Here is a 26,284-nt window from a genome sequence, read left to right on the forward strand (position 1 = left end):
GCACGGGGTGCGCTCGGCCCGGCCTGGTGCACTAGCGTGTTGGTCGGTGGAAGCAGATCTTGTATTCACCGGAGGCAGGGTGTTCCTGCCGACCGGGCCGCAGCGGGCGCAGGTCGCCGTTAAGGGCGAGCGCATCATCGCCGTGGGCGATGAGGTTGCGGGCCTGGTGGGCCCGAACACCCAGGTTGTGCCGGTAAGCGGCATGCTGGCACCCGGTATACAGGACGCTCACGTCCATCCCGTTTGGGGTGGTCTGGAGGTGTTGCGCTGTGATCTTTCGCCCTACACCGAGGCTTCCGCTTACCGGCAGGCTGTCGCCCACTATGCCCGCGCGAACCCAGACCGCGGGTGGGTGACCGGCGGCGGCTGGTCCATGGCGGCTTTTCCGGGTGGGAACCCCCACCGCCGCGATCTGGACGACATCGTCGCCGACCGCCCGGTGCTCCTGCACAACTGCGATCACCACGGCGCCTGGGTGAACACGCGGGCGCTGGAGCTGGCCGGAATCGACCGCCTGACCCCGGATCCGCCCGACGGGCGGATCGAGCGGGAGGCCGACGGCACCCCGACCGGGGTGCTGCACGAAGGCGCGGTGGCGCTTGTCGCGCGGCACCTTCCGGAAGCGTCGGCGGCCGAATATGAGGCGGCGCTTCGCATCGCGCAGACCCACCTGCACCGCCTCGGCATCACCGGCTGGCAGGACGCGATTCTTGGCCCCTACGGCGGCTACCGCGACCCGAGCCCGGCCTATCGGGCCCTGGCGGCGAGCGGAGAGCTGACGGCGCGCGTGTGCGGGGCGCTCTGGTGGGACAGGGATCGCGGAACCGAGCAGATCGAGGAGCTGGTCGCGAGGCGGGCCGAGAACGCGATCGGCAGATTCGGTACCCCCATGGTGAAAATAATGCTTGATGGCGTCGCGGAGAACTTCACCGCCGCGCTGACCGAGCCCTACCTTTGCGGACATGGCAACGGGCTGTCGTTTGTAGACTTCGATCGGCTGCCCGGATATGTCAAAGCGTTGTCGGCGGCAGGGTTCGGCGTGCACTTCCACGCGATCGGTGACGCCGCTGTGCGAGCGGCCCTCGACGCCGTCGCCGCGACCGGGAAAAGCGTTGCGCGACACCAGATCGCGCACATCCAGCTGATCGATCCGCGAGACGTGCCGCGCTTCGGGCAGCTCGGCGTGATCGCCAACATGCAGCCTTTCTGGGCCGGCCACGATCCGCAGCTCGACGACCTTGTGCTGCCCTACATCGGCCCTGAGCGGTCCGGCTGGCTTTACCCCTTCGGTGACCTGCACTCCTCGGGCGCACGCCTGGCCGCCGGCAGCGACTGGCCGGTGACGACCGCCAACCCCTGGCAGGGCATGGAAATGGCGGTGACCCGCGCTATGCACAGCGACGAAGTCCTCCTGCCCGCGCAACGGCTGGGCCTGGTGACCGCGCTGACCGCCTATACGCTGGGCTCGGCCTACGCCAACAGCTGCGATGAGGCGGGCGTGATCGAAGCGGGACGCCTGGCCGATCTGATACTGCTTGACCGGGACCCGTTCCTGGGTGAGATCAGCCAAACCCGGGTAACACAGACCTATGTCGGAGGTGAGCGTGTTTTCGACGGTAGTTGAGGCCATCCAGGCGCGTCAGACCGCTAGGCAGCGCCTGATCGTCGGCATCGCCGGGCCGCCCGGCGCGGGCAAGTCGACGCTGGCCGCTCGGCTGACCGAGGTTTTCGCCGACGGGGTCGTTGTCCCGATGGACGGCTTCCACCTGGCCAATGTCGAGCTGGCCCGGCTCGGGCACGCCGACCGCAAAGGCGCGCCCTTCACCTTCGACCTGCACGGCTACGCGGCGCTGCTGAGGCGGATCCGTGAGCACCCAGACGAGATCATCTATGCCCCCTCGTTCGACCACGTGATGAACGAACCGATCGCGGGATCGATCCCGGTGCACCCGACCACCTCCATCGTGGTGACCGAAGGAAACTATCTGCTCCATTGGGACGCCGTTCGCGAGCTTCTCGATCTGACCGTCTACCTTGACGCGCCGGCCGACGAACGGCTGGCGGGGCTGATCGAGCGACAGCGGTCCAAGGGGCTCGATGCCCACGATGCCCTCGACTGGGTGTTGCGCAGCGACGAGGCCAACGCCCGGCTGGTCCAGGAGAGCGCCAAGCTGGCGGATCTCCATCTCTTCAGGTAATACCCAGCCTGCCCATACGTGGGTCCTACCTGGCCGGTTCAGTCTTGGCCGCATGACGCGAACCCATCGCCACCGGCTGGCCCTTGCCGCGCTGCTGGCCGCCACCGCCCTGCTCTATCTGGTTGGCCTGAGTCAATCGGGCTGGGCGAACGCCTACTATTCCGCGGCGGCGCAAGCGGCGGGGCAGAGCTGGAAAGCCTTCCTGTTCGGCTCGTTCGACTCGTCGAACTTCATCACCGTGGACAAGACCCCGGCTTCGCTGTGGTTGATGGGCCTGTCGGTACGGGCGTTCGGCCTGAGCTCGTTCAGCCTCCTGCTGCCGCAGGCGCTTTGCGGGGTGGGTTCGGTGGCGTTGCTGTACGCGGCGGTGCGGCGGTGGTCCGGGCAGACCGCCGGGCTGGTCGCGGGCGCGGTGCTGGCGCTGACCCCGGTGGCGGTGCTCATGTTCCGCTTCAACAACCCCGACGCGCTGCTCGTATTGCTGCTAGTGGCCGGGGCTTACGGGGTGACCCGTGCCGTCCAGAGTGGACAGACGCGGTGGCTCGCGCTCGCCGGCTCCGCCGTCGGCTTCGCCTTCCTCACCAAGATGCTGCAGGCCTTCCTGGTGTTGCCGGCATTCGGGTTGGTCTACCTGTTCGCCGGGCCGCCGAAGCTCGCCAAGCGGATCGGGCAGCTTGCGATAGCCCTTGCCGCGATGGTGGTTTCGGCCGGCTGGTGGGTCGCGCTGGTGGAGCTGTGGCCCGCGTCCTCGCGGCCCTACGTGGGAGGGTCGCAGACCAACAGCGTGCTCGAGCTGGCCTTGGGCTATAACGGCCTGGGCCGTCTCACCGGCGAGGAGATCGGCAGCGTCGGCGGTGGGCGCTGGGGCGAGGCGGGGTTGCTTCGCATGTTCAACGGCTCCTATGGCGGGCAGGCTTCCTGGCTCATCCCGGCGGCGCTGATCCTGCTCGTAGGCGGGCTGTGGGCCACCGCGCGGCGCGGGCGTACCGACCTGCTGCGCGCCGGGTTCCTGCTGTGGGGCGGCTGGCTGCTGACCACCGCGCTGGTGTTCAGCTTCATGGAGGGCATCATCCACGAGTACTACACGGTGGCGCTGGCCCCCGCGATCGGCGCGCTGATCGGCGGCGGATCGGTGCTGCTGTGGCGGATCCGCAGGCTGCCCTGGGCACGCGTGGCCGGTGGCGTCACTGTCGCGGTCACCGGCTGGTGGGCCTATGTCCTGTTAGGACGGTCCCCGGACTTCCTGCCCTGGTTGCGCTGGGCCGTCCTCTTCGCCGCACTGGTCCTCGCGATCGGCCTCGTCGCCGCGCAGCTCGCTCCACGCTGGACCCAGCGCGCGGTCGCCTTGGGCGGCCTGGTGGTGGCCCTGGCCGGGCCTACCGCCTTCGCCCTGCAGACTGCCGCCACTGCCCACACCGGAAGCATCGTGACCGCCGGCCCCGGGCTTGCCCCCACCTGCCAGCCTCCCGGCGGCACCGCGCAAGGCCGGGCGGCTGGCAGGTGTGGGCAGATGCCGGGTGGCGGTCAACGGCTGGGCGGAATGTCACAAGGCGGCGGCACGAGGCCGGGCGGTGGCGCGGTGCCAGGCGGCGGCCTGAGGCAAGGCGGCGGGACAGCGCAAGGCGGCGGGACAGCGCGAGGCGGTGGTGGGATGGGTGGGTTGCTGAACGCCACCGCGCCGAGCGCTGAGCTGAAGGCGGCGCTGGCGCAGGACGCCGGGCGCTACACGTGGGTGCTCGCGACCGTGGGCGCGAACAACGCCGCCGGGTATCAGCTGGCCCTGCAGCAGCCGGTGATGGCGATCGGCGGGTTCAACGGAAGCGATGCCGCTCCGTCGCTGGAACAGTTCCAGCAGTGGGTGGCCGAAGGCAAGGTGCACTATTTCCTTGGCGGCGGTGGCTTCCAGGCCAACGGCGGTAGCCGGGTGGCGAGCCAGATCGCGGCCTGGGTGAGCTCCAGCTTCGAGGCGAAAACCGTTGGCGGCGTTACCCTCTACGACCTGAGCGCGGGTGCCCGATGACTCCCGTTGCGCTGGACACCCTTGTGCTCGATGTCGTGGTCCCGGTACACAATGAGGAAAAGGATCTGGAAAAGTCGGTGCGGCGGCTGCATTCCCACCTGAGCACCCGGTTCCCTTTCCCTTACCGGATAACGATTGCGGACAACGCCAGCACCGATGGCACCGCGGCGATAGCGGCGATGCTGGCCGGTGAGCTGAGCAAGGTGCGGCATCTGCGTCTGGAGCAGAAAGGGCGCGGGAATGCGTTGCGGCACAGCTGGTCTACCTCTGAAGCGGCTGTGCTGGCCTACCTGGACGTAGACCTGTCCACGGATCTGGCGGCGTTGTTGCCGCTGGTGGCGCCGCTGATCAGTGGGCATTCCGACCTGGCGATCGGCTCACGGCTCTCGCCGCAGGCGCGCGTGGTGCGAGGGGCCAAGCGGGAGCTGATTTCCCGTGCCTACAACCAGTTGCTCAAACGCACCCTGGCCGTGCGGTTTTCCGACGCCCAATGCGGGTTCAAGGCTATCCGGGCCGACATTGCCAAAGATTTGCTTCCCTTGGTACGCGACACCGGCTGGTTCTTCGACACCGAACTCCTTGTCCTGGCGCAGAACATAGGGCTGCGGATCCATGAGGTCCCGGTCGACTGGACCGACGACCCGGACAGCCGCGTGGACATCGTCAGCACCGCGATCGCCGATCTGAAAGGCGTGAGCCGGGTCGGCCGAGCCCTGCTCACTGGGGCGCTCCCGGTGGCGAGGCTGCGTGAGCAGCTGGGCCGCGGCCCGCTGGCATCGGTCGCGGCGCCCGGGGTGCAGCCACACCTGTTGCGCCAGCTGGTCAGGTTCGGGGCGATCGGGATCGTCAGCACCGCCGCCTACGTGCTGCTTTACGCGCTGGCGCGGCCGGCCATGGGCGCGCAGGCGGCCAATCTGGTGGCCCTGCTGCTGACCGCGATCGCCAACACGGCAGCCAACCGCAGGCTCACCTTCGGCATCCGGGGGCGGGCAGAAGCGTTGCGCCATCAGGCTCAGGGGCTGGTGGTCTTCGGGCTCGGCTTCGCCTTCACCAGCTCATCGCTTCTGGCGCTGCACCTTTTCGACCCGCTGGCCGGTCACCTGGTCGAGACCCTGGTTCTGGTCGGGGCCAACCTGCTGGCCACCCTCGTTCGCTTCCTGCTGTTGCGGGGCTGGGTCTTCGCCGGCCGGACGGGGGTGGCGTAGCCCGGGATGCCCCGGGGGCAGGGTGCGCTGGATCACCCACCAGCTCACCGCGACACAGGCGGCGATCAGTGGATAGGTGAGCGCGAAGGTGGCCACGGTGAGGGCTCCGGCCATGCCGGCCCACCACAGCGGCACCCAGACGGCGACCCGGATCAGGTACTGCAGTGCCCACACGCAGCTGCCGCGGCTGTAGGCGCGCATCAGGTCGGGATCGTGCCGCCATCGGCCTTTCTGCCCGAGCAGGGTGCCGACCACCACGCCCAGCAGGGGCCACCGGATGACGATGCTGACCGTCCACGCGAGCAGGCTCGCCAGGTTGGAAACGATGCGGGGGATGAAGATGTCCTCGATGTTGCCGGTGCGCATGACGATGAGCACCCCGACGACGACGCCGAGCAACCCGATCACGACCGCGCGTGGTTTGTCGCCACGCCAAACCCGCCAGGTCGCGATCAGCGCGGTCACGGCGATCGCGATGACGGAGGCCCAGCCGATGGATCGATGAATGGCGAAGTAACCAACGACGAAGGCGACCGGGCCGAGGGTGGCATCGATGGCCGCGCTTCTGCCGCCCAGGAGGTCGGCTAGAGATTCGGCCGCAGGATCTTTCAGTGGCGTGGCCAAGGGAAACTCCACTGCTTAAGGAGTAAGGTTAGGCAAGCCTAGCCTGCTTCGTGAAAGCCGGATAGCTCTGGTAGGAAGATCGGTATGCGCTCAATTGCTGATGAAGAGGTTATCGACCTCTGCCGGGATCTGATACGTATCGACACCACGAATACGGGCGATCCGGCCACCAGCGTGGGGGAGCGGGCAGCCGCGGAATACGTCGCGGCGAGCCTGTCGGAGGTCGGTCTGGCGCCTACGTTCCTGGAGAGCGCGCCCGGCCGGGCCAATGTGGTGGTGCGGATCCCCGGCGCCGACCCGAGCCGCGGGGCACTTCTGGTCCACGGGCACCTGGACGTGGTACCGGCCGATGCCTCGGAATGGTCGGTGGACCCGTTCTCTGGGGAGATCAAGGACGGCTTCCTGTGGGGCCGCGGCGCGGTCGACATGAAGGACTTCGACGCGATGGCGCTCGCGGTGATCCGTGACTGGCAACGCACCGGATACACCCCGCCGCGCGACATCGTGCTGTGCTACACCGCCGATGAGGAGGCGGGTAGCGACTACGGCGCGACCTTCCTGGTGGACAAGCACGCCGACCTGTTCGAGGGGTGCACCGAGGCCATCGGCGAGGTCGGCGGCTTCTCCTACTCGGTGACCAACGACCTTCGCCTGTACCTGGTCCAGACCGCCGAGAAGGGCATCGACTGGCTGCGCGTGCACGCCACCGGCCGGCCCGGCCACGGCTCGTTCGTCCACGACGACAACGCGGTGACCACGCTGTGCGAGGCGATCGCCCGCGTGGGCCGGCACCGCTTCCCGGTCGTGGTCACGCCGACCGTGCGTGCCTTCCTCGAGCAGGTCTCCGAGGCGCTGCAGATCGATCTCGACCCCGATGACCCAGAACTCGCCATCTCAAAACTTGGCCCGATCGCGGCGATCGTCGGCGCCACGATCCGCAACACCGCCAACCCGACCGGGCTGAACGCGGGCTACAAGCACAATGTGATCCCCAGCAAAGCCAGCGGCACGATCGACTGCCGCACGCTGCCCGGCCAGTTCGACCTCTTCCGCGAACAGCTCCTGGAGGTCCTCGGCCCCGACATCGAGCTGGAGCAGGTCCATCGACAGCCGGCTCTGGAGACCACCTTCGACGGCGACCTGGTCGACGCCATGGCCGCGGCACTGAGGGCGGAGGATCCCGGCGCCCGCGCGGTCCCGTATATGCTCTCCGGCGGCACCGACGCCAAACAGTTCGCCAGGCTGGGCATCCGTTGCTTCGGTTTCTCACCGCTGAAGCTGCCGGCCGACCTGAACTTCTCGGCGTTGTTCCATGGCATCGACGAACGGGTGCCGGTCGAGGGACTACAGTTCGGCGTGCGAGTCTTGGACCGATTTTTGAGGGGTTCTTAGCTATGACTGAAAACCATGCCGCCGTCGAGGCCGCGCTGGAGCACATGATCGCCGCAGCTCGCGCGCACCTGACCGCCGTCCAGGAGGCCAAGGGCGAGGTGGACAGCGACGAGGTGTGGCAGGCCTACGTGGCGTTTAACAACTCCGCGGTCGCCTATGACGAACTCCTTTCGGCGAACTATGGCGAGCCGTTGCCGTGGGAGGTCGAGCCGATCGACCCCGACAAGGCGGACAAGTTTGTCACCGACCTGGTGGCGGCCGAAGGTGGCGTCGATGATCCGCACCCGCGGGTGGTGTCGGTGCGCCAGCGTCGCGACTATCACATCCCGAGCGTGTCCGCGCTGCTCAAGGCGGCGGAGATGGCGCGCAAGGAGGTGGCGGTCGACGGTTCCGATGAGCCGATCACCACGGTGGCCGACGCCCTGCTGGAGCTGCTGCAGACCTCGGACGGGTCGCTTGCCGCGCTCGATATTCCGGAGCTGGAGCCGCTCGACGGGATCGTCACGGTGGCCGAGGTGGACGAGGCGCTTGAGCCGGACAGCTACGCCGAGGCCGACGTGAACGGGCCTTACGTTCTTTCAAGCACGGACAAACTGGTGGCGCGCCTTGACGAGCACCTCACCGGGGACATCTTCGAAGACGAAGACTGATTCGGTTATGTAGAAAGACCCGGCAGGAGAAGGTTGCGCCGAGGGCGGCGCAACATCACCTGCCGGGTTCCGTCGCGCAGCATCCGCACTCGGGCTAGCTCCCAGCCGCCGTACTCGGCTTGTAGAGCAAGCCGCACCGCTGCGGTCACTCGGTCGACATCCGGTGGTAACCGCAACGGCGCGTACTCGTAGTCCATGCGATTTATGCTGCACCTAGATCCGGGCGAAGGCCAGTCTTACGGGTCCCCTTCCGGGTAACCAATTCCCACCGCAGATACATCGTCGAGCGCGCGAGCGATCTCGGCGGGCAGAGTGATCTCCTCAGCGCTCAGCGCCGCCTCAAGCTGCTCGACCGTCCGGGTGCCCACAATGGGGGCAGTCACGCCTGGGCGGTCGCGCAGCCACGCGAGAGCCGCCTCAGTGGCCGAAATGCCCAGGCCCGCGGCAGCCGTGGCAAGCGATTCGACTATCGCCGAGCATCGTGGTTGGAGATAGGGCAACACGAATCGCTCGAAGTGGGGCCGGCTGGCCCGCGAATCGGCGGGGCGATCGTGGCGATATTTTCCGGTCAGCACCCCGCGCCCGAGCGGCGACCACGGCAACAGCCCGATGCCGAGGGCCTCGCAGGCGGGCAGCACCTCACGTTCGATTCCGCGCTGCAGCAACGAATATTCCATCTGCGAGGCCACGATCGGGGCCCGGCCGGGCCAGCATTGTTGCCACGTCGCGGCGCGGGCGGTCTGCCAGCCGGAGAAGTTGGAGACCCCCGCGTAGCGCACCTTGCCGCTGGCGACGGCGTGGTCGACCGCGGTCAGCGTCTCCTCCATCGGAGTGGCCGAGTCCCACCCGTGTACCAGCCACAGGTCGACATGCGACACACCGAGCCGGGTCAGCGTGGTGTCGAGGGTCTTGAGCAGGTGCCCGCGCGAGGCGTCGTGGCGTCTTCCGGCTCGGGCGCGCAGCCCGGCCTTGGCCACGATCAGCAGATCGTCGCGGGAGACCATGGCGTCCAGCAGCGTCCCGAGCACGGCTTCGGCTTCGCCGTCGGCGTAGACGTCCGCTGTGTCGACCAGGTTGCCACCCGCGTCCACGAACGTTTTGAGCTGGGCTCCGGCGTCGTCCGGGTCGGTGTCCAGACCCCAGGTCATGGTGCCCAACCCCAGCCGGGAGACCATCAGCCCACTTCGGCCGAGGGGTCGCTGCTGCATGTCGTGGACTCTATCTTCAGACTTATCTTACTAACGGGTAACGTGTCGCCCATGCGTCTTGGTCTCAATCTCGGTTACCAAACACCCTGGACCACCCCGGCCGATCACCTGGCCATCGCCCAGGAAGCCGACCGGCTCGGCTACTCCTGCGTGTGGGTGGCGGAAGCCTACGGCTCGGATTCGCCGAGCATCCTCGCCTGGATCGCCGGGCAGACCGAGCGCATCGACGTGGGCAGCGCGGTCATGCAAATCCCGGCCCGCACGCCGGCCACCACCGCGATGACCGCGGCCACCATCGACTCCATCACCGGTGGCCGGTTCCGGCTCGGTCTCGGGGTGTCCGGGCCGCAGGTTTCCGAGGGCTGGCACGGGGTTCGCTATGGCAAGCCGCTGGGCCGAACCCGCGAATACGTCGAGATCGTCAAGATGGCGCTGGCCCGCCAGACCGTGGCGTTCGAAGGCGAGCACTACACGCTGCCGCTGCCGGGCGGGCCGGGCAAGGCGCTCAAGCTCTCGTTCCGTCCACATCGGACGGACATCCCGATCTATCTGGCCGCGGTCGGGCCGAAGAATCTGGAGCTGGCCGGGGAGATCGCCGACGGGTGGCTCGCCATCTTCTACGACCCGGGCATGGGCGAGCAGTTCCTCGCGCCCATCGCCAAAGGGCGGGCCAAGGTGGGCAAAGATATGACCGGTTTTGATGTGGTACCAAGCGTGCCGGTGGTCTTCGGCGATGACCCCGAGAGCTGTGCCGAGCTGCTGCGCCCCTATTGCGCCCTCTACATCGGAGGGATGGGCAGCCGGGAGAAGAACTTCTACAACGAGCTGGCCACCCGGATGGGCTACGGGGAGGCCGCGCGTGAGATCCAGGATCTCTACCTTTCCGGGCAGCAGCGCGACGCGGCGGCGGCCGTGCCGTTCGAGTTCATCGACCGCACCTCGCTGCTGGGGCCGGTCGACCGGGTCGCCGCGCGGATGCGTGAATACGCCCAGTCCGGCGTGACGTCCCTGGCCGTGTCGATGTTCGCGGGGGACGCGGAGACCGGCCGCGAGATAGTGCGTAGTGTGGCGGAGGCACACCGGCTATCCGGCACTGGAGACTGATCGCGTGGAAATTTGGCAGGCCATAGTTCTCGGCATCGTTGAAGGCATCACCGAGTTCCTTCCAATCTCATCCACAGGGCATCTGACCATCGCCGAAAAGCTGATGGACCTGCCGATCGACGACCCGGCGGTCACCGCGTTCACCGCGGTGATCCAGGTCGGCGCGATCGCTGCGGTGCTCGTCTACTTCGCCAAGGACATCGGCCGGCTAGGCGCCGCCTGGTTCAAGGGGCTGTTCTCGGCGTCCGGCCGGGAGAATCCCGACTACCGCCTGGCCTGGTACGTCATCGCGGGCTCCCTGCCGATCTGCGTGGTGGGCATCCTCGGCAAGGACGTCATCAAGGGCCCGCTGCGCAGCCTGTGGTTCGTGGCCGGAGCGCTGCTGGTGTGGAGCGCCGTGATGGCCTTCGCCGAATACGCCGCCACCAAGCAGCGCCACGAGGCCGACCTCACCCTCAAGGACACCCTGATAATCGGTCTGGCTCAATGCCTTGCGCTGATTCCCGGGGTTTCCCGCTCCGGTGCGACCATCACCGTGGGCCTGTTGCGCGACCTCGACCGGGTTACCGCCACCCGGCTGGCTTTCTTCCTCGGCGTGCCGGCGCTGACCGCCGCGGGCATCTACGAGCTGCCCGACGCGCTGGAAGGCGACAAGGTCGGGATTTCCGCACTGGTCATCGGCACCGTGGTCAGCTTCATCGTCGCCTACGCCTCCATCGCGTGGCTGCTGAAATTTGTGGCTCACCACACGATGATGCTTTTTGTCTGGTACCGGGTGGTCTTGGGTAGTCTCATCATTGTGCTTCTCGCCACCGGTGTGGTTTCGGCCACCTGATGACCACGCTCATCCTGCTGCGGCATGGGCGCACCACCGCCAACACCGAGGGTGTCCTGGCCGGTGACTCGCCGGTGCCCCTTGACGAGGTCGGGGTGGTCCAGGCCCAGGCCGCCGGGGCGCGCCTGGCCGGGCTGCCGCTGCGTGCCGTGGTCACCAGCCCGCTGGAACGCTGCAAGCAGACGCTCACCCTGGCGCTGCCCGGCGTCAACCCGGCCGTCGAGCCCGGCTTCACCGAATGCGGCTACGGCGACTGGTCCGGGCGCAAGCTTTCCGAGCTGTCCGACGAGCCGCAGTGGCGCACCGTCCAGCTGCACCCGTCAGCGGTGGTCTTCCCGGGCGGGGAAGCGTTGGCGGCCATGGCTTCCCGCGCGGTGACCGCGGTGCGTCGCTGGAACGAGATCGTGGCGGCGGAAAACGGCCCCGACGCCACCTGGCTGGCGTGCAGCCACGGCGACGTCATCAAGGCGATCGTCGCCGACGCGCTGGGGCTGCACCTGGACCTGTTCCAGCGCATCCACATCGCCCCCGGGTCGCTCACCGTGATCCGCTACACCCCGGACCGGCCGTTCCTGGTGCGCCTCTCCGAAGACCAGTCGCCCCTTGCCTTGCCTCCCGCGGGCACCTCCTCCGACGCCCCGGTCGGCGGCGGCGCCGTCTAGCCCACCACCCGCGCGCGGCGGGTTCCGCTGCTGCGGCGGCTAGGGGTTATATCGGGGGCCAGGGGATGGCGTGGCGGTCGTCCGGTGGCAGCGGAAGCGCCTGTGTCTTCGCGATGCGGACGGTCAGCGCCTCAAGCTCCACATTGGACAGAAGCGGCGTCAGCGCGCTGAAGTCGGCCGCGCGCAGGGCCGCCCGGTCGGCCGGATCGACAGGGCGGCCGCCGAATCCCCATAGGACGGTGCGCAGCTTGTCGTCGGTGTGGAAACACACGCCGTGGTCGACACCGTAGAGCCCGCCGGAGGGAGTGGCCAGGACATGGCCGCCCTTGCGGTCGGCGTTGTTGGCGATCGTGTCGAACAGGGCCAGCCGGGCCAGCCGGGGATCGTCGGCGTGGGCGAGGACGTAGGGGTGGCCGTCTTCGTCCTGGGCGGCGGCGACCGGCAGCCAGTCGCCGGGAAGCTCTTGCGAGGGCACAAAGCCCACCGGCGGCTCCACCAGCTCCTCCAGCCACAGCTGGCACGAGCCGGGGCCTAGCGGGCCGTCGCGCATGACCGTGGGCGGCACCAGGTCCCAGCCCAGGGCCGCGCTCAGCTCGTAGGCGGCCACCTCACGGGCGGCCAGGGTGCCGGTGGGAAAGTCCCACAGCGGCCGCTCACCCCGGATCGGCTTGTAGACCGCCTTCACCACGTCGCTTAACTGAACCCGCAGAGTGATGTTCGACGCGTCGACCAGGCGGCCCTCGATCTCCATGTCGCCTTCGCGCAGGAGCGCCAGAACGCTATCGGCGGTGGTAGCCATTGTGCCGCGGGCAGAGGTGACCGGAGGGATCGAGCGGCTGGCCGCACAGCGGGCAGGGGGGCCGGCCGGCGGCGATCACCCGCCGGGCGCGATCGATGAACTCACGCACCGCGGCCGGGGTCAGCCTGACCCGCAACCGGTCGAGATCGTCGGAGATGGTCGGCGTCTCGCTGCTGTCGTCGTCATCGGCGTCGTCGTCGGTCTCCGCATCGAACTCGGCGGTGTCGTCGGCGGCGATAGCCTCGATGATGACGGTGTTGTCCTCCACGTCGAAGGCCAGACCGAGGGTGCCGACGCGGAACTCCTCGTCGACCGGGCTGTCGAGCGGGTCGTTGTCCGGTGGAGCGCTGCTCGGGCCGGGCAGCTCCAGCGCGAAGCGTTGATGCGCCTCGGCCAGCAGCTCTTCGAGTTTCTCGGCGAGCAGGGTCACCTGAACCTTTTCGAGCACCACGCTGACCAGGCGGCCGCCCCCGCGCGCCTGCAGGTAGAACGTGCGCTCGCCGGGCGGACCCACCGTACCGGCCACGAACCGCTCCGGCGGCTCAAAAGCGAAGACCTGATGGGTCATGCTTAGAACCCTAGCGGTAGCGGCGCTCATCCGTGTAATGGCTACGCTTGCGGGATGGATTCGTGGTCCGCTCCCTCCGGCATCGGCGACGATGCCCCTCGCCTGCCAGGCGCTGCTGTCCCTGTCCGCCTGTACGACTCCGCTCGTCAGGGCGCCTTCGCGACCTCCCCGGGCGGGCGCGCCACGATGTACGTCTGCGGCATCACCCCCTACGACGCGGCCCATCTCGGCCACGCCGCCACCATGATCACTTTTGATCTGGTGAACCGCCTGTGGCGCGACGCAGGCCACGAAGTTGCCTATGTCCAGAACGTCACCGACATCGACGATCCGTTGCTTGAGCGCGCCGAGCGCGACGGCGAGGACTGGAAAGTGCTCGCCATGCGGGAGACCGCGCTGTTCCGTGAGGACATGGAGGCGCTTCGCATCATCCCGCCGGAGCACTACATCGGCGCGGTCGAGTCGATCCCGGTCATCGCGGAGAAGGTGGTCGAGCTGCTGGAGCGGGGCGCCGCCTACCGGCTGACCGATGGCACAGGCGACGTCTACTTCGACATCACTGCCGCGCCCAATTTCGGCTATGAGTCCAATCTCGACAGAGCCACCATGATCCAATTGTTCGGCGAGCGAGGCGGCGACCCCGACCGCGATGGCAAGCGGGACAGGCTGGATCCGTTGCTGTGGCGAGGAACCCGGGTCGGCGAGCCGGCCTGGGAGGGCGGCTCGCTCGGGCCTGGGCGGCCGGGCTGGCACATCGAGTGCACGGTGATTGCGCAGAGCCTGCTCGGCGCGACGATCGACGTCCAGGGCGGCGGCAATGACCTGCTCTTCCCGCACCACGAGTGCTCGGCCGCGCACGGCGAGGTGCTCACCGGCAAGGCGCCCTTCGCCTCGCACTACGTGCACGCCGGGATGATCGGCCTCAACGGCGAGAAGATGAGCAAATCGCGGGGAAACCTGGTCTTCGCCTCCCGGCTGCGGGCCGACGGCGTCGACCCGATGGCGGTGCGCCTGGCGCTGATGGCCGACCATTACCGCGCCGACCGGGCATGGACAGACGAGCTCCTCAAGGTCGCCGAGCAGCGCCTTGCCCGGTGGCGTGCCGCCGCTAGCGCGCCGTGCGGCCCCTCCGGCACCGATCTGGTGGCGGGCGTACGCGAGAAGCTGGCCGACGACCTGGACACCCCGGGCGCGCTGGCCCTCATCGACAGCTGGGCCGACGACGCGCTCACCTGGCTGGGCAACGATGCGGGCGCGGCCGCGCTGATGTCGTCCACAGTGGACCAGCTGCTGGGCGTCTGCCTGACCGCCCCAGCCCGCCGCGACCACCCCCTGACTCCCTAACATCGCTTCCCGCAACCGGGCCGCACAGACCCGCGCGATGGTTCACGCTTGACCGCGAGGCCAGGGCGGGGCGAGGCGCGGGTCGCAGGGTGAGGGCGGGTCGCGGGGTGAGGCGGGGCTAGGGGCGCAGGGATTTGGGGCGCGGGTGCGGGCGGGGATGCGTGGGCCGGGCTGCGGCGGAAGCGCTTGGGCCGGCGGTGGCACCACGCGGAGATTGGCGCGGTGGCGGGGCAGTGGTGCTCCTGCGGCCCGGGGCCGGGCGGCGGGCGAGCATCAGCAGGCGGGCGGCGAGGGCGAAGACGCCCAGGGCGAGCGCCGCCAGCAGCAGCGGGCCGGTGCCGGTCACCCCGTCGATGAGGCCGATGAGGAGCACGGCCGCCAGGCTGACTCCCACCACGAGGAAGACTGCGGCTGCGATCAGGGCGACCTGTGCCTGAGGGCTACGACGGGCCATAGTCACATCCTTGCTGGCGGATCGGCTGGAAGCGGTGCGAAAACGTGTCTTGGATCCGACATTCACTCCAGAAACACCCCAGGATCGGTGTCCGGACGCGGCTCCGGGACCTTGTACTCCTCGACGAGTGTCGTCATTGGACCGGGCCAGGTGGCCTGGGCGGCCTCGATCGGCCGATGGTCCTCGTCGTAGGCCACATGCAGCAGGTGCAGCACGGGGGTGTCGGGCCGGATCTGGAGCAGCTCGGCCTCCTCGCGGGTGGGCAGGCGCGCGCTCAGCGTGTCGGTGGCGGTGATGTAGCGGCGTCCGGTGGCCTCCTCGACCTCCTGGTAAAGGGGACGCCCAAAGGACTCGAACCTTTCCAGTGAGGTTCCGCCGGCGTCCTTGGGCAGCAGCCACGACGCGCCCATCTCGACGGCGGCGTCCTGCGTGCGCACCAGGTAGCGGCGCACCAGAAGCTCGGTGGAGTCGGAGATGCCGAAGATGTCGGCCACCTCCGCGGGCGGCAGCGCCCGGCCCACCTCGGTGAGGTGCTGGCGGTAGCGGGCGGCGAGGTCGGCGTGGTAGCCGCGGTGGGCGCCATAACGGCCGCGGGAGAGCCGGTTGAGCCGGCGGCGGGTGCCGCGGACGTAGGTGCCTGAGCCGGGTTTGGTGATGAGCAGGCCTTCGATGCGCAGCTGATCGACTGTGCGCTGGATGGTCTGCTTGGCCACGCCGAACATGGCGGCCATGGCCGGGATCGAGGGGAGTTGCTCCCCGGCGGCCCAGTCGCCGCGGCGGATTTTCCCGCGGAGCACGGCGGCGATCTGCCGGTGCGGGTGCTCGGTGGCGCCCGGATTGACAAAGCCCATGCCAGTCTCGGTCATGATGTGTATCTTGCCGTACCTATGTCCGAATACCTAGCGTCCTAGGACAACTTAGCGACCGTGTCGCTGAGCCACGGATCAGTGAGTGGAGCCGCCCCGGCGGCGCAGGTACTTCTCGAACGCGGTGGCGATCTCGTCGCCGGTGGGTGGCTGGACCGCGTCGCCGGCGCGTTCTTCCAGCTCGCGCAGGTACTCGGCCAGCTCCGCGTCTTGCGAGGCGGCGGTTTTGACCCGTTCCTCCCAGGCGGCCGATTCCTCGGCGAGGTCGGCCACCGGGACGGGCAGGTCGAGCACTTCCTCGATGCGGTGCAGCAGGGCCAGCGTCGCCTTTGGACACGGCGGATTGTTGGCGTAATGCGGCACATGCACCCAGAACGACATGGCATCGAGCTCGGCGCGGCGGGCCGCGTCGTGCAACACGCCCACGATGCCGGTCGGACCCTCGTACCGCGTAGGAGTGATCTGAAGATCTTCCTCACCAGGCTTGGTGACGCTGCCGCTGATCGGCAGCGGCCGGTTGTAGGGAACGTCGGCGAGCAGGGCGCCCAGCAGCACGATGCGGGTCACGCCCAGGCTGTGGCAGACCTCCAGCACGGTCTCGCAGAAGGTGCGCCAGCGCATGCTGGGCTCGGTGCCGCGGATGAGCACGACGTCATGCTTGGCCCCGGGCGGGGTGGCGGAAAGGACGGTGGCGCCGGGCCATTCCACCCGCCTGGTGTCCCCATCGACCAGGGTGATCTGAGGCCGGTTGACCTGGAAGTCGTAGAACTCCTCGGGATCGATCGTGGTGATCTCGCGGGCGTCCCAGAGCTGCTCCAGATGTTCGATGGCGGAGGTGGACGCGTCAGCGGCGTCGTTCCATCCCTCGAAGGCGGCGATGGCCACGGGTGATCGCAAGGTGGGTAGCCCGTCGAACTCGGTCACACCCCCACCCTACGGTCTCTGCCGCAGATCGAGGCCGTGGGCGCTTAGTGGCGCTCCTGTGCCGCGGAGCACACTGCACGTGAGGTGGACGGCCGCACCGACTAGCCTAGGGCGGGTGACGAACCTGGACTTCCGCAGCATGCTCTCCGACCGCGTCCTCATTGCCGATGGCGCCATGGGCACGATGCTTCAGGCCGCCGACCCCACGCTGGACGACTTCGACGGTTACGAGGGCTGCAACGAGATCCTCAACGTCACCCGGCCGGACATCGTGCGCGGTGTTCACGATGCCTACTTCGCGGCCGGCAGCGATTGCGTCGAAACAAACACGTTCGGCGCGAACTTGGCCAACCTCGGCGAATACGACATCCCCGAGCGCATCTTCGAGCTTTCCGAGGCCGGGGCCCGGCTGGCCCGCGAGTCCGCCGATCGATGGAGCACGCCTGAGCGGCCGCGGTTCGTGCTGGGCAGCGTGGGCCCGGGCACCAAGCTGCCGACCCTCGGCCACGTCGAGTACGCGACCCTGCGCGACGCCTACGCGGAGAACGCGGCGGGTCTGATTTCCGGCGGCGCGGACGCGATCATCGTGGAAACGAGCCAGGACCTGCTGCAGACCAAGGCGTCGGTGATCGGCGCGAAGCGGGCCATGGCCCGGCTGGGCATCGAGGTGCCGCTGATCTGCCAGGTGACCGTGGAGACGACCGGCACGATGCTGCTCGGCAGCGAGATCGGCGCGGCGCTGACCGCGCTTGAGCCGCTTGGTGTGGATCTGATCGGCTTGAACTGTGCCACCGGTCCCGCCGAAATGACCGAGCATCTGCGCTACCTTTCCCAGTTCGCCAAGGTCCCGGTGTCGGTGATGCCCAACGCGGGCCTGCCGCAGCTGACCGCGAACGGCGCCTTCTACCCGCTCAGCCCGGCCGAGCTGGCCGAGTCACTCAAGCGTTTCGTCGACGAATACGGCATCGCCCTGGTCGGCGGCTGTTGCGGCACCACCCCCGAGCACATCGAGCATGTGGTGCGGGCGCTCAACGGCCAGGCCGCCCCGGCGCGCAACTACCAGATCGAGCCCGGCGTCTCCTCGCTGTACCACCACGTGCCCTTCGCCCAGGACGCCAGCGTGCTGATGATCGGCGAGCGGACGAATGCCAACGGCTCCAAGGCTTTCCGCGACGCGATGCTCGCCGAGGACTACACGAAGTGCATCGAGATCGCGCGGGAGCAGGCCCGTGACGGCTCGCACCTGCTCGACCTGTGCATCGACTACGTGGGCCGCGATGGCGGGGCCGACATGGCCAACCTCGCCGGCCGCTTCGCGACCGCCTCGACCCTGCCGGTGATGCTCGACTCGACCGAGCCCAACGTGATCCAGGCCGGTCTGGAGAAGCTCGGCGGCCGTTGCATCGTGAACTCGGTGAACTTCGAGGACGGCGATGGTCCCGACTCCCGCTACGCGCGGATGATGCCGCTGGTCAAGGAGCACGGCGCGGCCGTGGTCGCGCTGACCATCGACGAGGAGGGCCAGGCCCGCACGGCCGAGTGGAAGGTGCGCGTCGCGTCCCGGCTCATCGAGGACCTCACCGGCCGGTGGGGTCTGCGTGTGCAGGACATCCTCGTCGACGCGCTGACCTTCCCGATCTCCACCGGGCAGGAGGAGACCCGCCGCGACGGGATCGAGACCATCGAGGCGATCCGCCAGATCGCCGCGCTTTACCCGGGCGTCAACTTCACCCTGGGCATCTCCAATGTTTCCTTCGGCCTGAACCCGGCCTCGCGTCAGGTGCTCAACTCGGTCTTCCTGCACGAGTGCCAGCAGGCCGGGCTGACGAGCGCGATCGTGCACGCCAGCAAGATCCTGCCGATGAACCGGATTCCGGAGGAGCAGCGCGAGGTCGCCCTCGACATGGTCTACGACCGCCGTCGCTTCGATGAGGCCGGCAACTGCGTCTACGACCCGCTGCAGAAGTTCATCGACATGTTCCAGGGCGTTGACGCCGCCTCGGCGCGGGCTTCGCGTGCCGAGGAGCTGATGCTGCTTCCGCTCGACGAGCGGCTGCAGCGGCGCATCGTCGACGGCGAGCGCAACGGCCTGGAGGCCGACCTGGCCGAGGCGCTGCAGTCCCGCTCCGCGCTGGCCATCATCAACGACACGCTGCTCGAAGGGATGAAAACGGTCGGCGATCTCTTCGGTTCCGGCCAGATGCAGCTGCCGTTCGTGCTTCAATCCGCCGAGGTCATGAAGCTGGCCGTGGCGCACCTCGAGCCGTACATGGAAAAGGCCGACACGGTCGGCAAGGGGACGATCGTGCTGGCCACGGTCAAGGGCGATGTGCACGACATCGGCAAGAACCTGGTGGACATCATCCTGTCCAACAATGGCTACACGGTCGTCAACATCGGCATCAAGCAGCCCATCAACGCCATCCTCGACGCGGCCGAGCAGCACGCCGCCGACGTCATCGGCATGTCCGGGCTGCTGGTCAAGAGCACGGTAATCATGAAGGAAAACCTGGCCGAGATGATGGCGCGCGGCATGCACGGCCGGTTCCCGGTGCTGCTGGGCGGCGCGGCGCTGACTCGCTCCTATGTGGAGGACGATCTTCGCGATCTGTTCAACGGTGGCGAGGTGCACTACGCGCGGGACGCCTTCGAGGGCCTGTCGCTGATGGACCGGGTGATGGCGGCCAAGAAGGGCGGCGTGTCCATCGAAGACCCGGCCCGGGCGGCCCAGCTCGCCGAGCGCAAGGCGCGCCGGGAAAGGCAGCGGGCCATGGTTTCCGATGCTCTCCCGCCGCTCGACGACGACTCGGTGCGCTCGGACGTGGCGGTTGAGGTTCCTATTCCGGTGGCGCCATTCTTTGGTACCCGCGTGGTAAAAGGAATTCCGCTGGCCGACTATGCGTCGATGCTTGACGAGCGCGCGCTGTTCCTGGGCCAGTGGGGTTTGCGCGGCTCGCGCGGAGGCAGCGGCCCGTCCTACGAGGAGCTGGTGGAAGCCGAGGGCACCCCTCGCCTTCGCTACTGGCTGGATCGTTTCGCCACCGAGAAGCTGCTCGAAGCGGCCGTCGTCTACGGCTACTTCCCGGCCTACTCGGAGGGCAACGACGTCGTCGTGCTCGACGAGAACGGCCATTCCGAGCGGGCCCGTTTCACCTTCCCGCGCCAGCGTTCCGAGCGCCGCCTCTGCCTGGCCGACTTCTTCAGACCCAAGGGTGAGCAGCTCGATGTCATCGCGCTGCAGATCGTCACGGTCGGCCACCCGATCAGCGAGTTCGCCGCGAAACTGTTCGCCGGCAACAACTATCGCGACTATCTCGAGGTGCACGGCCTGTCGGTGCAGCTGACCGAGGCGCTCGCCGAGCACTGGCACCGCCGCGTGCGCTCAGAGCTGGTGCTGCCCAACGGTTCCCCGGTCTCCGCCGAGGACCCGGCCGACCTGGCCGGCGTCCTGCGCACCGAATACCGCGGCTGCCGCTACTCCTTCGGCTACCCGGCCTGCCCGGAGCTGGAGGACCGGGCGAAGGTCATGTCGCTTTTGGACGGTCAGCGGATCGGCGTGGAGCTGTCCGAGGAGTTCCAGCTGCACCCGGAACAGGCCACCGACGCGATCGTGGTGCACCACCCGGAGGCCTCGTACTTCAATGCCAAGTAGCGCGATACCCAAAGCCGTCCTGTTCGACATGGACGGCACCCTGTTCGACAGCGAAAAGCTTTGGGACGTAGCCATTTTCGAGCTGGCCGAGACCTACGGCGCGGCCGTGCCCGACGAGACCCGCAGCGCCATGGTCGGCACCGCGATGTCCTCGTCGATGGTGCTGCTGCACGAGGGTATCGGGCAGCCGTGGCGAGACCCGGTCTTCAGCTCGGATTGGATCCACGAGCGTGTGGCGCAGCTTTTCGCCACCTCGCTGGTGTGGCGTCCGGGCGCGCGGGAGCTGCTGACCGAGGTGAAGGCGGCCGGGGTGGCCACCGCATTGGTGACCGCCACCGAGCGCCGGCTGGTCGAGATAGCCATGTCGTGGGCCGGGCCGGGCAACTTCGATGTGCTCGTCTGCGGTGACGAGGTGGACAACACCAAACCCCATCCCGAGCCCTACCTGATGGCGGCCAAGCTGTTGGGCGTCGACATCGCCGACTGTGTCGCCATTGAGGACTCGCCGACCGGCGTCGCCAGCGCCTCGGCCGCGGGCGCCCGGGTTCTGGCCATCCCGCACCATGTCCCGCTCACCGAAGGCCCGCGCGTCACGCTGCGCGACACCCTCAGTGGCGTCACCCTGGCTGACCTGGCTGCGCTGGCTGGTAGCACGGTGTCATGACCACCACGGCGAGCGCGGTGGGCGGCATCGTGCTTTCCACGATCACCTCGACCTGATCACTCGGGTTCTCCGCGATGATCACGCCTTCGACCTCGTTGAACATCTGGAACCGCTTGATCTGGTAACCCTCGGCTTCCCACATCTCGCGCAGCCGCTCCAACGTGCCGGGGTGCTCGGCGGCGGGCAGCGGCATCTGCCAGTTGCCCTGAACGTAGAACCGGCCGTCGCCGGCGGGCTCGCCGCGGCTGTTCTCGCACGGCGCCGGGCTGACCCGCGTCTCGGACTCCGCCGCATCGCCGCCGATCACCGCGGCCACGGCTTCGGCGTAGGCGCGGGCATATTCGCCGGCCTCATCTTCGGTCATCTGGGCACGGCCTCCCGTGTGACGCGGTCGTATGCGCCGATCAGGATCAGAGCTTGGTTGCGCAGCGATTCGCTGTCGGGCCGCCAATAGTCGGAGTGGCCGTGGGTGTCGACTCGGAATCGGTTGGCGCCAAAGCTTTCCAGATGCGGGTCGGTGTTGTGGACCATGCCCGAACCCAGCAGGATCGGGTCGTCGGCCGCCATGCCCGCCCACACCCGGGCCGGGTCGATGTTGAGCTGTGCTGCGGTCGGGACCTGCATGCCGGGCGCCCCGGCCACGATGATGTCGTTGACATCCAACCGGCCCTGGCTGGCCGCAATGCCGACCACGGGCGCGCCGTAGGAGTGCGCGACCACCACCCGGTGCGAGTCGCCCGGCTCATGCGCGGCGTGTACGCCGTCGACAAACCGGTTCAGCAGCGGGGCTCCCGCTTCCGCGCTGCCGGTGCCCGCCGCGGTGAAGACGTTGTCCGGCGGGTCGTACCCCAGCCAGGCCACCACCGCGACGTCGCCTTCGACGGCCGGGGTGAGGTCGTCGGCGGTCTGGCGCAGGTTACCGGCCCGCTCGATCTGCCCGCCCATGTCGTCGAGGGTGACCGTCATCCCCGGCACCACCACCCCGATATGACGGGCCGTGTCCGGGTTGCCCACCGACACGATCGCCTGGCCGTCGCCGCGGTTGTCGATGCCGAGCAGATACAGCCGCTGGGCCTCCGGGCCTACCTCGGCGGCCTCCAGCCTGTCCAGCAGGCCGATCAGCCGCTGCTGTCCGTTGGCCATTTCGCGTAGCGCCATGGTGTTGGCGGCGTGCCGGTCGATGGTCGGCAGCCCGTCCAGTGCGCCCACCCGGTCGGGGTAGGCGGCCAAGTACAGGGAGCGTTGCTCGTCGGTCAGCGATTGCCACCACGCCTTCGCCTCCTGGGGCGCCGTGCCCTGGCGCGGAATGTCGCGCTCCGACATGCCGATCAGGTCCATGGCCGCGCGCGCGTCGCGGGTGGCGTCGCGCCACTCGCCTGCTTCCATCTGGCCGGGCGTGTGCGGGGCGAACATTCGCAGCACTCGGGAACATTCGGCGTCCAAATCGGTGGCCCGAACCACAATCGATCTGATCCGGTCGGTTGCCGCGCGGGCGTATTCCACCGCGGCCGCGCTCATGTCCGGTGGCTGCGCGACACCCCGGTCATCGACTCGCAGGCCCTGCCTGCCCGCGGCCTCCAGCACGAGGCGCAGCTCATCTTGTACCTTCACGAACTGCACCCGCGCATAGCGGATCACCGCCGCGGCGTTGCGGACCTGGCGCGCGGCCAGCTCGAACTCGTCATCCACCGTGTCGCAGATCCGAAACGCGGCCGTGGCGGCGTCGCCACTCCAGCCGCTCGTGCGCAGCGGCCTGGTCAACTCGCTCACCACCTGCCGCTCCAGCCGGCTCATGTCCTGAGCCAGCTGCACCCACGCGTCGGCGGCCGGGCCTAGCCGGGCCGGCTGGCTGTCCCTCAGCTCGGCGAAGGTCACCACGGTTGCTCCGCGCGACGGAAGCTGGCCGCGTTGGCGTTCTCGCCGCGCGTGTAGTCCCCGGCGCTGCTTTCCAGGGCTTGCGCCGTCGAGTCCAGACGCTGGCCCAGCCGTCGCATGTCGTCGCGCTGGGCTTCCATCAGATCCTGCAGCGCCTTGCGGAACAACCAACCCGGCGTGGCGCCGATCGCGGCTTCGGTCTCCGGCTCCACCTCGGAGATCATGCGGCCGATTCCTGAGCGCAGGTCTCGGCAGACGCTCGCGCTGGCGAGCAGGCGCTGCGGGTCCACCCGCGTTTCCCGGCCCACGGCAACCCCTGACGACATCGAGCAATATCAGATCATCGAATCATAGCGGTCGATCTGGTACCGAGATAGGGGAGCAGTTCGCGCATGGCGCTGTAAACGCGGTTCTCTTTTCGCCGTCCGGCCGTCCAGATTCCGGCCGTGCCCAGGATCAGCGCGCCCGCGAGGGCCACGGCAGGCCATCCGAGATAGGTGTAACCGGTGACCGTCAGCAGAATGGTGGAGAACGGAAGCGCCAATCCGAAGACTCCCAAGGCGATCTCGCTCTGACCTGTCCGTCGTTTCACGACACTGGTGCCAAGTTCCAGCAGGCCGATGACGCCTAAGCGAAGGTTGCCGGCGCTGTTGCCCATGTTCAGCGCCGTGGCAGACCACGCCGCGCCCGCGGTAAGGATCACGGTCAGCCAGCCGAGCCAGGCCGGGCCCGGAGTCGGCGCTGGCCACCAGCCGGTGACCATGCCGACTCCCAGGGCGAACCCGCCGAGCAAGGTCAGGCAGACCACCGCGAACAGGCCGCGGTAGCTGGGGCTGGCGCTGAAGCTGTAGGTGGACTCGTCGGTGAGGCTGGCCCAGTCCTTCCGGCTGAAGTAGGTATTCTCGGCCGCTAGCGCGACCACCACCGGCCGCAATGGCGACGGCATGGCGACCACCAGGGCCTTGAGCCCAACCGGTTTGGGATGGTCCGTCAGCTCCTGCTCCCAGCCGCGCACGAGCAAGCTGAATTCTCGTGCGGCGATGTATTCGCCGAGACCGTCCCTGAAGATCTTGAGCTCGGCCGGGGAGCCCCCTGTCCTCTCGAACTCGCGCAGGCACAGCGGGACACCAATCCGCGGATCGATGTCCGCAAGGTCGTCCGGCCGGGTCTGCGCGGCCTCCGGCTGGTCGAGCAGCAGGCAGATCTGTGCCATCACGTAGGGCAGCGAGCCCTGGCCCGGCCCGGCGAACGGCTCCCAGCACCAGTCGTAGCCACCCAGCCGCACCGACGGCGGGGCGGTGGCGCGCAACGTTTCCGCTACGTCGGCCGACGTGGTGAGGGCCGCTAGCCGCCAGGCCGCCCGGGAGGCCAACATCGACGACGGGCCTGCCCACAGCTGCTGGACCAAAGCTTCGATCGCACTGGGGGTGGCGATGGCGGCCAGGCAGTCGACCGCCCACTGCTGTCCGGTCTTGGCGTGGCCCGCCAATGTCGGCACCGCCAGCTCGCCCAGGCCCGCCAAGGCCGGCCGGACCTCCGCATGGGTCTCGGCCAGCTGCGACAACAGGCTGGCCGCCTTGGGCAGGTTGGTGTGCGCCAAGGCTTGGATCCCCCCGGCCTGCCGGAAGCCGGCCAGGCTGACGAGCCGGTCGTAGATCGATTCACCGCGCGGCCCCGGGCCGGTGGCCGCCACCCCGAAAGCTGCCACCAGCGACGGCTCGGGGTTGTCGCGCAGGCGGGTCAGCATCTCCGCGACAAGGCGATCGGCCAGCTCGGTGTCGACCACTGGCGCGTCCGCGAGACATTCCAGACCGGCCAACGCCTCCAGCTGGTACACGGCGCCGATGGCTTCAGTGCAGTCCTTTGTCGTTGTGCCGCACCAGATTTTGACGCTTTCGCGCCAGCGCGCCGGGTCGGTTTCGAAGCGCTGCAGCAGGGCAGCCGGATCACCGGCTAGCTCGCGGGCGGCTAGGAACTCCTGCCAGGTCAGATGGGCGAACCGGTACTGTGCGCCGCCATCGATGCGTTGAAGCAGGCCGCCACGCTCCACGATCTCGTCGATGATCAGCTCGGCGTACTTCGCGGACTCGTTGAGCGACGGCAAAGTCTGCGCGGTGATGTCGAGGACTGTTCGGTGCGGCAGCGTCATCCGGTCGGCGCTGCCGGCCGCGTCCATGCACGCCAGCGCAATCTTCTGCAACACTTCGGTCTTGACACCACCTGCCGCTTCCCCGAACAGCTGTGCCCGCGATCGGGGCAGCTGGCGGCCATCGCCCCCACCGGCATACAGCTCCGCAATCATGGTGAGCAGCATGGGATTGCGTGCCAGCTGCAGCACGCGCGGATTGTCCCGCAGCGACTCCATGAGTCGCTGAACCTGTTGCGGCCCTTTGATTTTCGGTGACCGATCGAGGAAGCTCAGGATCATCCGGTCTTCCAGCTCGCCGACCTCAAGCCGTTGCGTCATCTCGGGAATGAGCTGCGCCTTGTAGTCCGCGGTGCGGCAGGTCACCACCATCCGGGTCTTCGGATAGCGGACCGCGAACTCCTTGATGAGCTCGCCGACCCGCGCTCTCTCAGCCGTGCTGACCTCGTCGAAACCATCCAACAGCACGGTGAGGTGACCTTCGCGCAGCGATCGCTCGATGAACCGCGCCGCTTTCGGAAAGTCGTGCCGCCTCATCTGCTGGTCGAGATGGTCCTCAAGGGACAGCCCGGTGCCGCTGTGCCGGTGCAGCTCACACAGAACCGGCACCGTCCAACCCGGTGCTCCGGTGGCCCACGCGAGCATGGAGTGGCGAAGCAGCATCGACTTGCCCGCGCCCGGCGCACCGGTCACGACCGTGCGCAGCTGATCGTCGATGGGCTGGGCGACCTCCTGCCCGCCCACGGCGCCGTCGAGGGACTTCGCTGTCAGCGGCACATAGCCGTCACTCTCCGAGGCCGCCGCGTAGTAGGAGCCGACACTGCGCCTGTACCGGTCGAGAGCACGCTGCTGCCACAGCCGGCTGCCGGCGAAGCGGCTGTAGAGTGCCTCTCCCGCGGCGGTAAAGGCCTTCGTCATCCAGCCCACGACCGCATCGCGGAAAATCAGCAGGACAAAGAGGACGGCCGCCACAAGCCAGCCATTGGAAATGAGCTCTTGCCACACCTTCGAGCCCCTAACGTCAACGAGCGGGAAATCCCTGGCCCGGTCGTCGACGATATGAGCTTAAGGTGAATATCTCAAGTGGACCTCAA

The 26,284-nt window shown here is 68.3% G+C and carries 23 protein-coding genes and 1 pseudogene; 12 read left to right on the forward strand and 12 right to left on the reverse strand.

All coding sequences use genetic code 11. The features are described from left to right. Positions 1-46: 46 nt before the first annotated feature. Genes Rhe02_RS26580 through Rhe02_RS26595 form a run of 4 tightly spaced genes read left to right on the forward strand, consistent with a single transcriptional unit; the run spans position 47 to position 5,423 of the window. Positions 47-1,624, forward strand: coding sequence for an amidohydrolase (locus Rhe02_RS26580; RefSeq protein ID WP_239124070.1), 1,578 nt, complete (start codon positions 47-49; stop codon positions 1,622-1,624). Then, entirely contained in the window at positions 1,605-2,198 is a 594-nt protein-coding gene (locus tag Rhe02_RS26585) for a nucleoside/nucleotide kinase family protein (protein WP_239124071.1), read from the forward strand. Before Rhe02_RS26580 ends, Rhe02_RS26585 begins: the two co-directional genes overlap by 20 nt. Positions 2,199-2,250: 52 nt before the next feature. Continuing rightward, on the forward strand, positions 2,251-4,218 hold the full coding sequence (locus Rhe02_RS26590) for a glycosyltransferase family 39 protein (protein WP_203911089.1): 1,968 nt from the start codon (positions 2,251-2,253) through the stop codon (positions 4,216-4,218). Continuing rightward, positions 4,215-5,423: a bifunctional glycosyltransferase family 2/GtrA family protein gene (locus Rhe02_RS26595; RefSeq protein WP_203911090.1), complete on the forward strand. Its 1,209-nt coding sequence runs from the start codon at positions 4,215-4,217 to the stop codon at positions 5,421-5,423. Before Rhe02_RS26590 ends, Rhe02_RS26595 begins: the two co-directional genes overlap by 4 nt. Here the strand turns inward: Rhe02_RS26595 and Rhe02_RS26600 are convergent. Further along, positions 5,373-6,047 (reverse strand): annotated as a pseudogene (locus Rhe02_RS26600) (DUF3159 domain-containing protein); the annotation flags it as partial. The gene Rhe02_RS26595 and the pseudogene Rhe02_RS26600 overlap by 51 nt on opposite strands. Positions 6,048-6,131: 84 nt before the next feature. Here Rhe02_RS26600 and Rhe02_RS26605 point away from each other — a divergent pair. After that, positions 6,132-7,439 carry a M20/M25/M40 family metallo-hydrolase gene (locus Rhe02_RS26605; RefSeq protein ID WP_203911091.1) on the forward strand — a complete coding sequence of 436 codons (1,308 nt, stop codon included), beginning with the start codon at positions 6,132-6,134 and terminating at the stop codon, positions 7,437-7,439. Between the two features lie 2 nt (positions 7,440-7,441). After that, positions 7,442-8,089 carry a hypothetical protein gene (locus Rhe02_RS26610; RefSeq protein ID WP_203911092.1) on the forward strand — a complete coding sequence of 216 codons (648 nt, stop codon included), beginning with the start codon at positions 7,442-7,444 and terminating at the stop codon, positions 8,087-8,089. A 5-nt stretch (positions 8,090-8,094) separates the two neighbouring features. Here the strand turns inward: Rhe02_RS26610 and Rhe02_RS26615 are convergent, their stop codons facing one another. Further along, on the reverse strand, positions 8,095-8,286 hold the full coding sequence (locus Rhe02_RS26615) for a DUF5703 family protein (RefSeq protein ID WP_203911093.1): 192 nt from the start codon (positions 8,284-8,286) through the stop codon (positions 8,095-8,097). A gap of 39 nt (positions 8,287-8,325) precedes the next feature. After that, positions 8,326-9,297: an aldo/keto reductase gene (locus Rhe02_RS26620; RefSeq protein WP_203911094.1), complete on the reverse strand. Its 972-nt coding sequence runs from the start codon at positions 9,295-9,297 to the stop codon at positions 8,326-8,328. 51 nt (positions 9,298-9,348) lie between these two features. Between Rhe02_RS26620 and Rhe02_RS26625 the strand changes: the two genes are divergently transcribed. The 3 genes from Rhe02_RS26625 to Rhe02_RS26635 are packed head-to-tail and all read left to right on the forward strand — an operon-like array spanning position 9,349 to position 11,898. Continuing rightward, on the forward strand, positions 9,349-10,401 hold the full coding sequence (locus Rhe02_RS26625) for an LLM class F420-dependent oxidoreductase (RefSeq protein ID WP_203911095.1): 1,053 nt from the start codon (positions 9,349-9,351) through the stop codon (positions 10,399-10,401). Positions 10,402-10,405: 4 nt separating this feature from the next. Continuing rightward, positions 10,406-11,236: an undecaprenyl-diphosphate phosphatase gene (locus Rhe02_RS26630; RefSeq protein ID WP_203911096.1), complete on the forward strand. Its 831-nt coding sequence runs from the start codon at positions 10,406-10,408 to the stop codon at positions 11,234-11,236. Then, positions 11,236-11,898 carry an MSMEG_4193 family putative phosphomutase gene (locus Rhe02_RS26635; RefSeq protein WP_373320703.1) on the forward strand — a complete coding sequence of 221 codons (663 nt, stop codon included), beginning with the start codon at positions 11,236-11,238 and terminating at the stop codon, positions 11,896-11,898. Before Rhe02_RS26630 ends, Rhe02_RS26635 begins: the two co-directional genes overlap by 1 nt. 46 nt (positions 11,899-11,944) lie before the next feature. Here the strand turns inward: Rhe02_RS26635 and Rhe02_RS26640 are convergent, their stop codons facing one another. Next, positions 11,945-12,697, reverse strand: coding sequence for an SCO1664 family protein (locus Rhe02_RS26640; protein ID WP_203911097.1), 753 nt, complete (start codon positions 12,695-12,697; stop codon positions 11,945-11,947). After that, a complete protein-coding gene (locus Rhe02_RS26645) occupies positions 12,678-13,265 on the reverse strand; it encodes a DUF3090 family protein (RefSeq protein WP_203911098.1) in 588 nt (195 codons plus the stop codon). The genes Rhe02_RS26640 and Rhe02_RS26645 overlap by 20 nt, the downstream gene beginning before the upstream one ends. A 54-nt stretch (positions 13,266-13,319) precedes the next feature. Here Rhe02_RS26645 and mshC point away from each other — a divergent pair, with 54 nt between their 5' ends. Continuing rightward, positions 13,320-14,609: a cysteine--1-D-myo-inosityl 2-amino-2-deoxy-alpha-D-glucopyranoside ligase gene (gene mshC / locus Rhe02_RS26650; RefSeq protein ID WP_203911099.1), complete on the forward strand. Its 1,290-nt coding sequence runs from the start codon at positions 13,320-13,322 to the stop codon at positions 14,607-14,609. 118 nt (positions 14,610-14,727) lie between these two features. On the opposite strand, the gene Rhe02_RS26655 is transcribed toward mshC, so the two are convergent. From Rhe02_RS26655 to Rhe02_RS26665, 3 genes are all read right to left on the reverse strand, one after another. Further along, positions 14,728-15,063, reverse strand: coding sequence for a hypothetical protein (locus Rhe02_RS26655; RefSeq protein WP_203911100.1), 336 nt, complete (start codon positions 15,061-15,063; stop codon positions 14,728-14,730). Between the two features lie 62 nt (positions 15,064-15,125). After that, complete coding sequence (locus tag Rhe02_RS26660; RefSeq protein ID WP_203911101.1) at positions 15,126-15,929, reverse strand: GntR family transcriptional regulator; 804 nt, start codon at positions 15,927-15,929, stop codon at positions 15,126-15,128. Positions 15,930-16,007: 78 nt separating this feature from the next. Next, positions 16,008-16,853, reverse strand: a complete 846-nt coding sequence (locus tag Rhe02_RS26665) for a PAC2 family protein (RefSeq protein WP_203911102.1) — start codon at positions 16,851-16,853, stop codon at positions 16,008-16,010. Positions 16,854-16,992: 139 nt separating this feature from the next. On the opposite strand from Rhe02_RS26665, the gene metH reads away from it, so the two are divergent. Both metH and Rhe02_RS26675 read left to right on the forward strand, forming a co-directional pair. Then, the gene (gene metH, locus Rhe02_RS26670) at positions 16,993-20,505 is read left to right on the forward strand and encodes a methionine synthase (protein WP_203911116.1); all 3,513 of its coding nucleotides are present in this window, start codon (positions 16,993-16,995) and stop codon (positions 20,503-20,505) included. Beyond that, a complete protein-coding gene (locus Rhe02_RS26675) occupies positions 20,495-21,169 on the forward strand; it encodes an HAD family hydrolase (protein ID WP_203911103.1) in 675 nt (224 codons plus the stop codon). Before metH ends, Rhe02_RS26675 begins: the two co-directional genes overlap by 11 nt. Here Rhe02_RS26675 and Rhe02_RS26680 read toward each other — a convergent pair. From Rhe02_RS26680 to Rhe02_RS26695, 4 genes are read right to left on the reverse strand one after another with little or no spacing between them, the layout of a single operon-like run. Next, positions 21,123-21,533 carry a hypothetical protein gene (locus Rhe02_RS26680; RefSeq protein WP_203911104.1) on the reverse strand — a complete coding sequence of 137 codons (411 nt, stop codon included), beginning with the start codon at positions 21,531-21,533 and terminating at the stop codon, positions 21,123-21,125. The two genes, Rhe02_RS26675 and Rhe02_RS26680, sit on opposite strands and share 47 nt — an antisense overlap. Next, the gene (locus Rhe02_RS26685) at positions 21,530-23,047 is read right to left on the reverse strand and encodes an alpha/beta hydrolase (protein WP_203911105.1); all 1,518 of its coding nucleotides are present in this window, start codon (positions 23,045-23,047) and stop codon (positions 21,530-21,532) included. Before Rhe02_RS26685 ends, Rhe02_RS26680 begins: the two co-directional genes overlap by 4 nt. Then, positions 23,041-23,370, reverse strand: coding sequence for a WXG100 family type VII secretion target (locus Rhe02_RS26690; protein WP_203911106.1), 330 nt, complete (start codon positions 23,368-23,370; stop codon positions 23,041-23,043). The genes Rhe02_RS26685 and Rhe02_RS26690 overlap by 7 nt, the downstream gene beginning before the upstream one ends. 14 nt (positions 23,371-23,384) lie before the next feature. Beyond that, entirely contained in the window at positions 23,385-26,195 is a 2,811-nt protein-coding gene (locus tag Rhe02_RS26695; protein ID WP_203911107.1) for an NACHT domain-containing protein, read from the reverse strand. Positions 26,196-26,284: the final 89 nt, after the last annotated feature.

It is taken from the genome of Rhizocola hellebori (genome assembly GCF_016862955.1).
GTDB lineage: Bacteria > Actinomycetota > Actinomycetes > Mycobacteriales > Micromonosporaceae > Rhizocola > Rhizocola hellebori.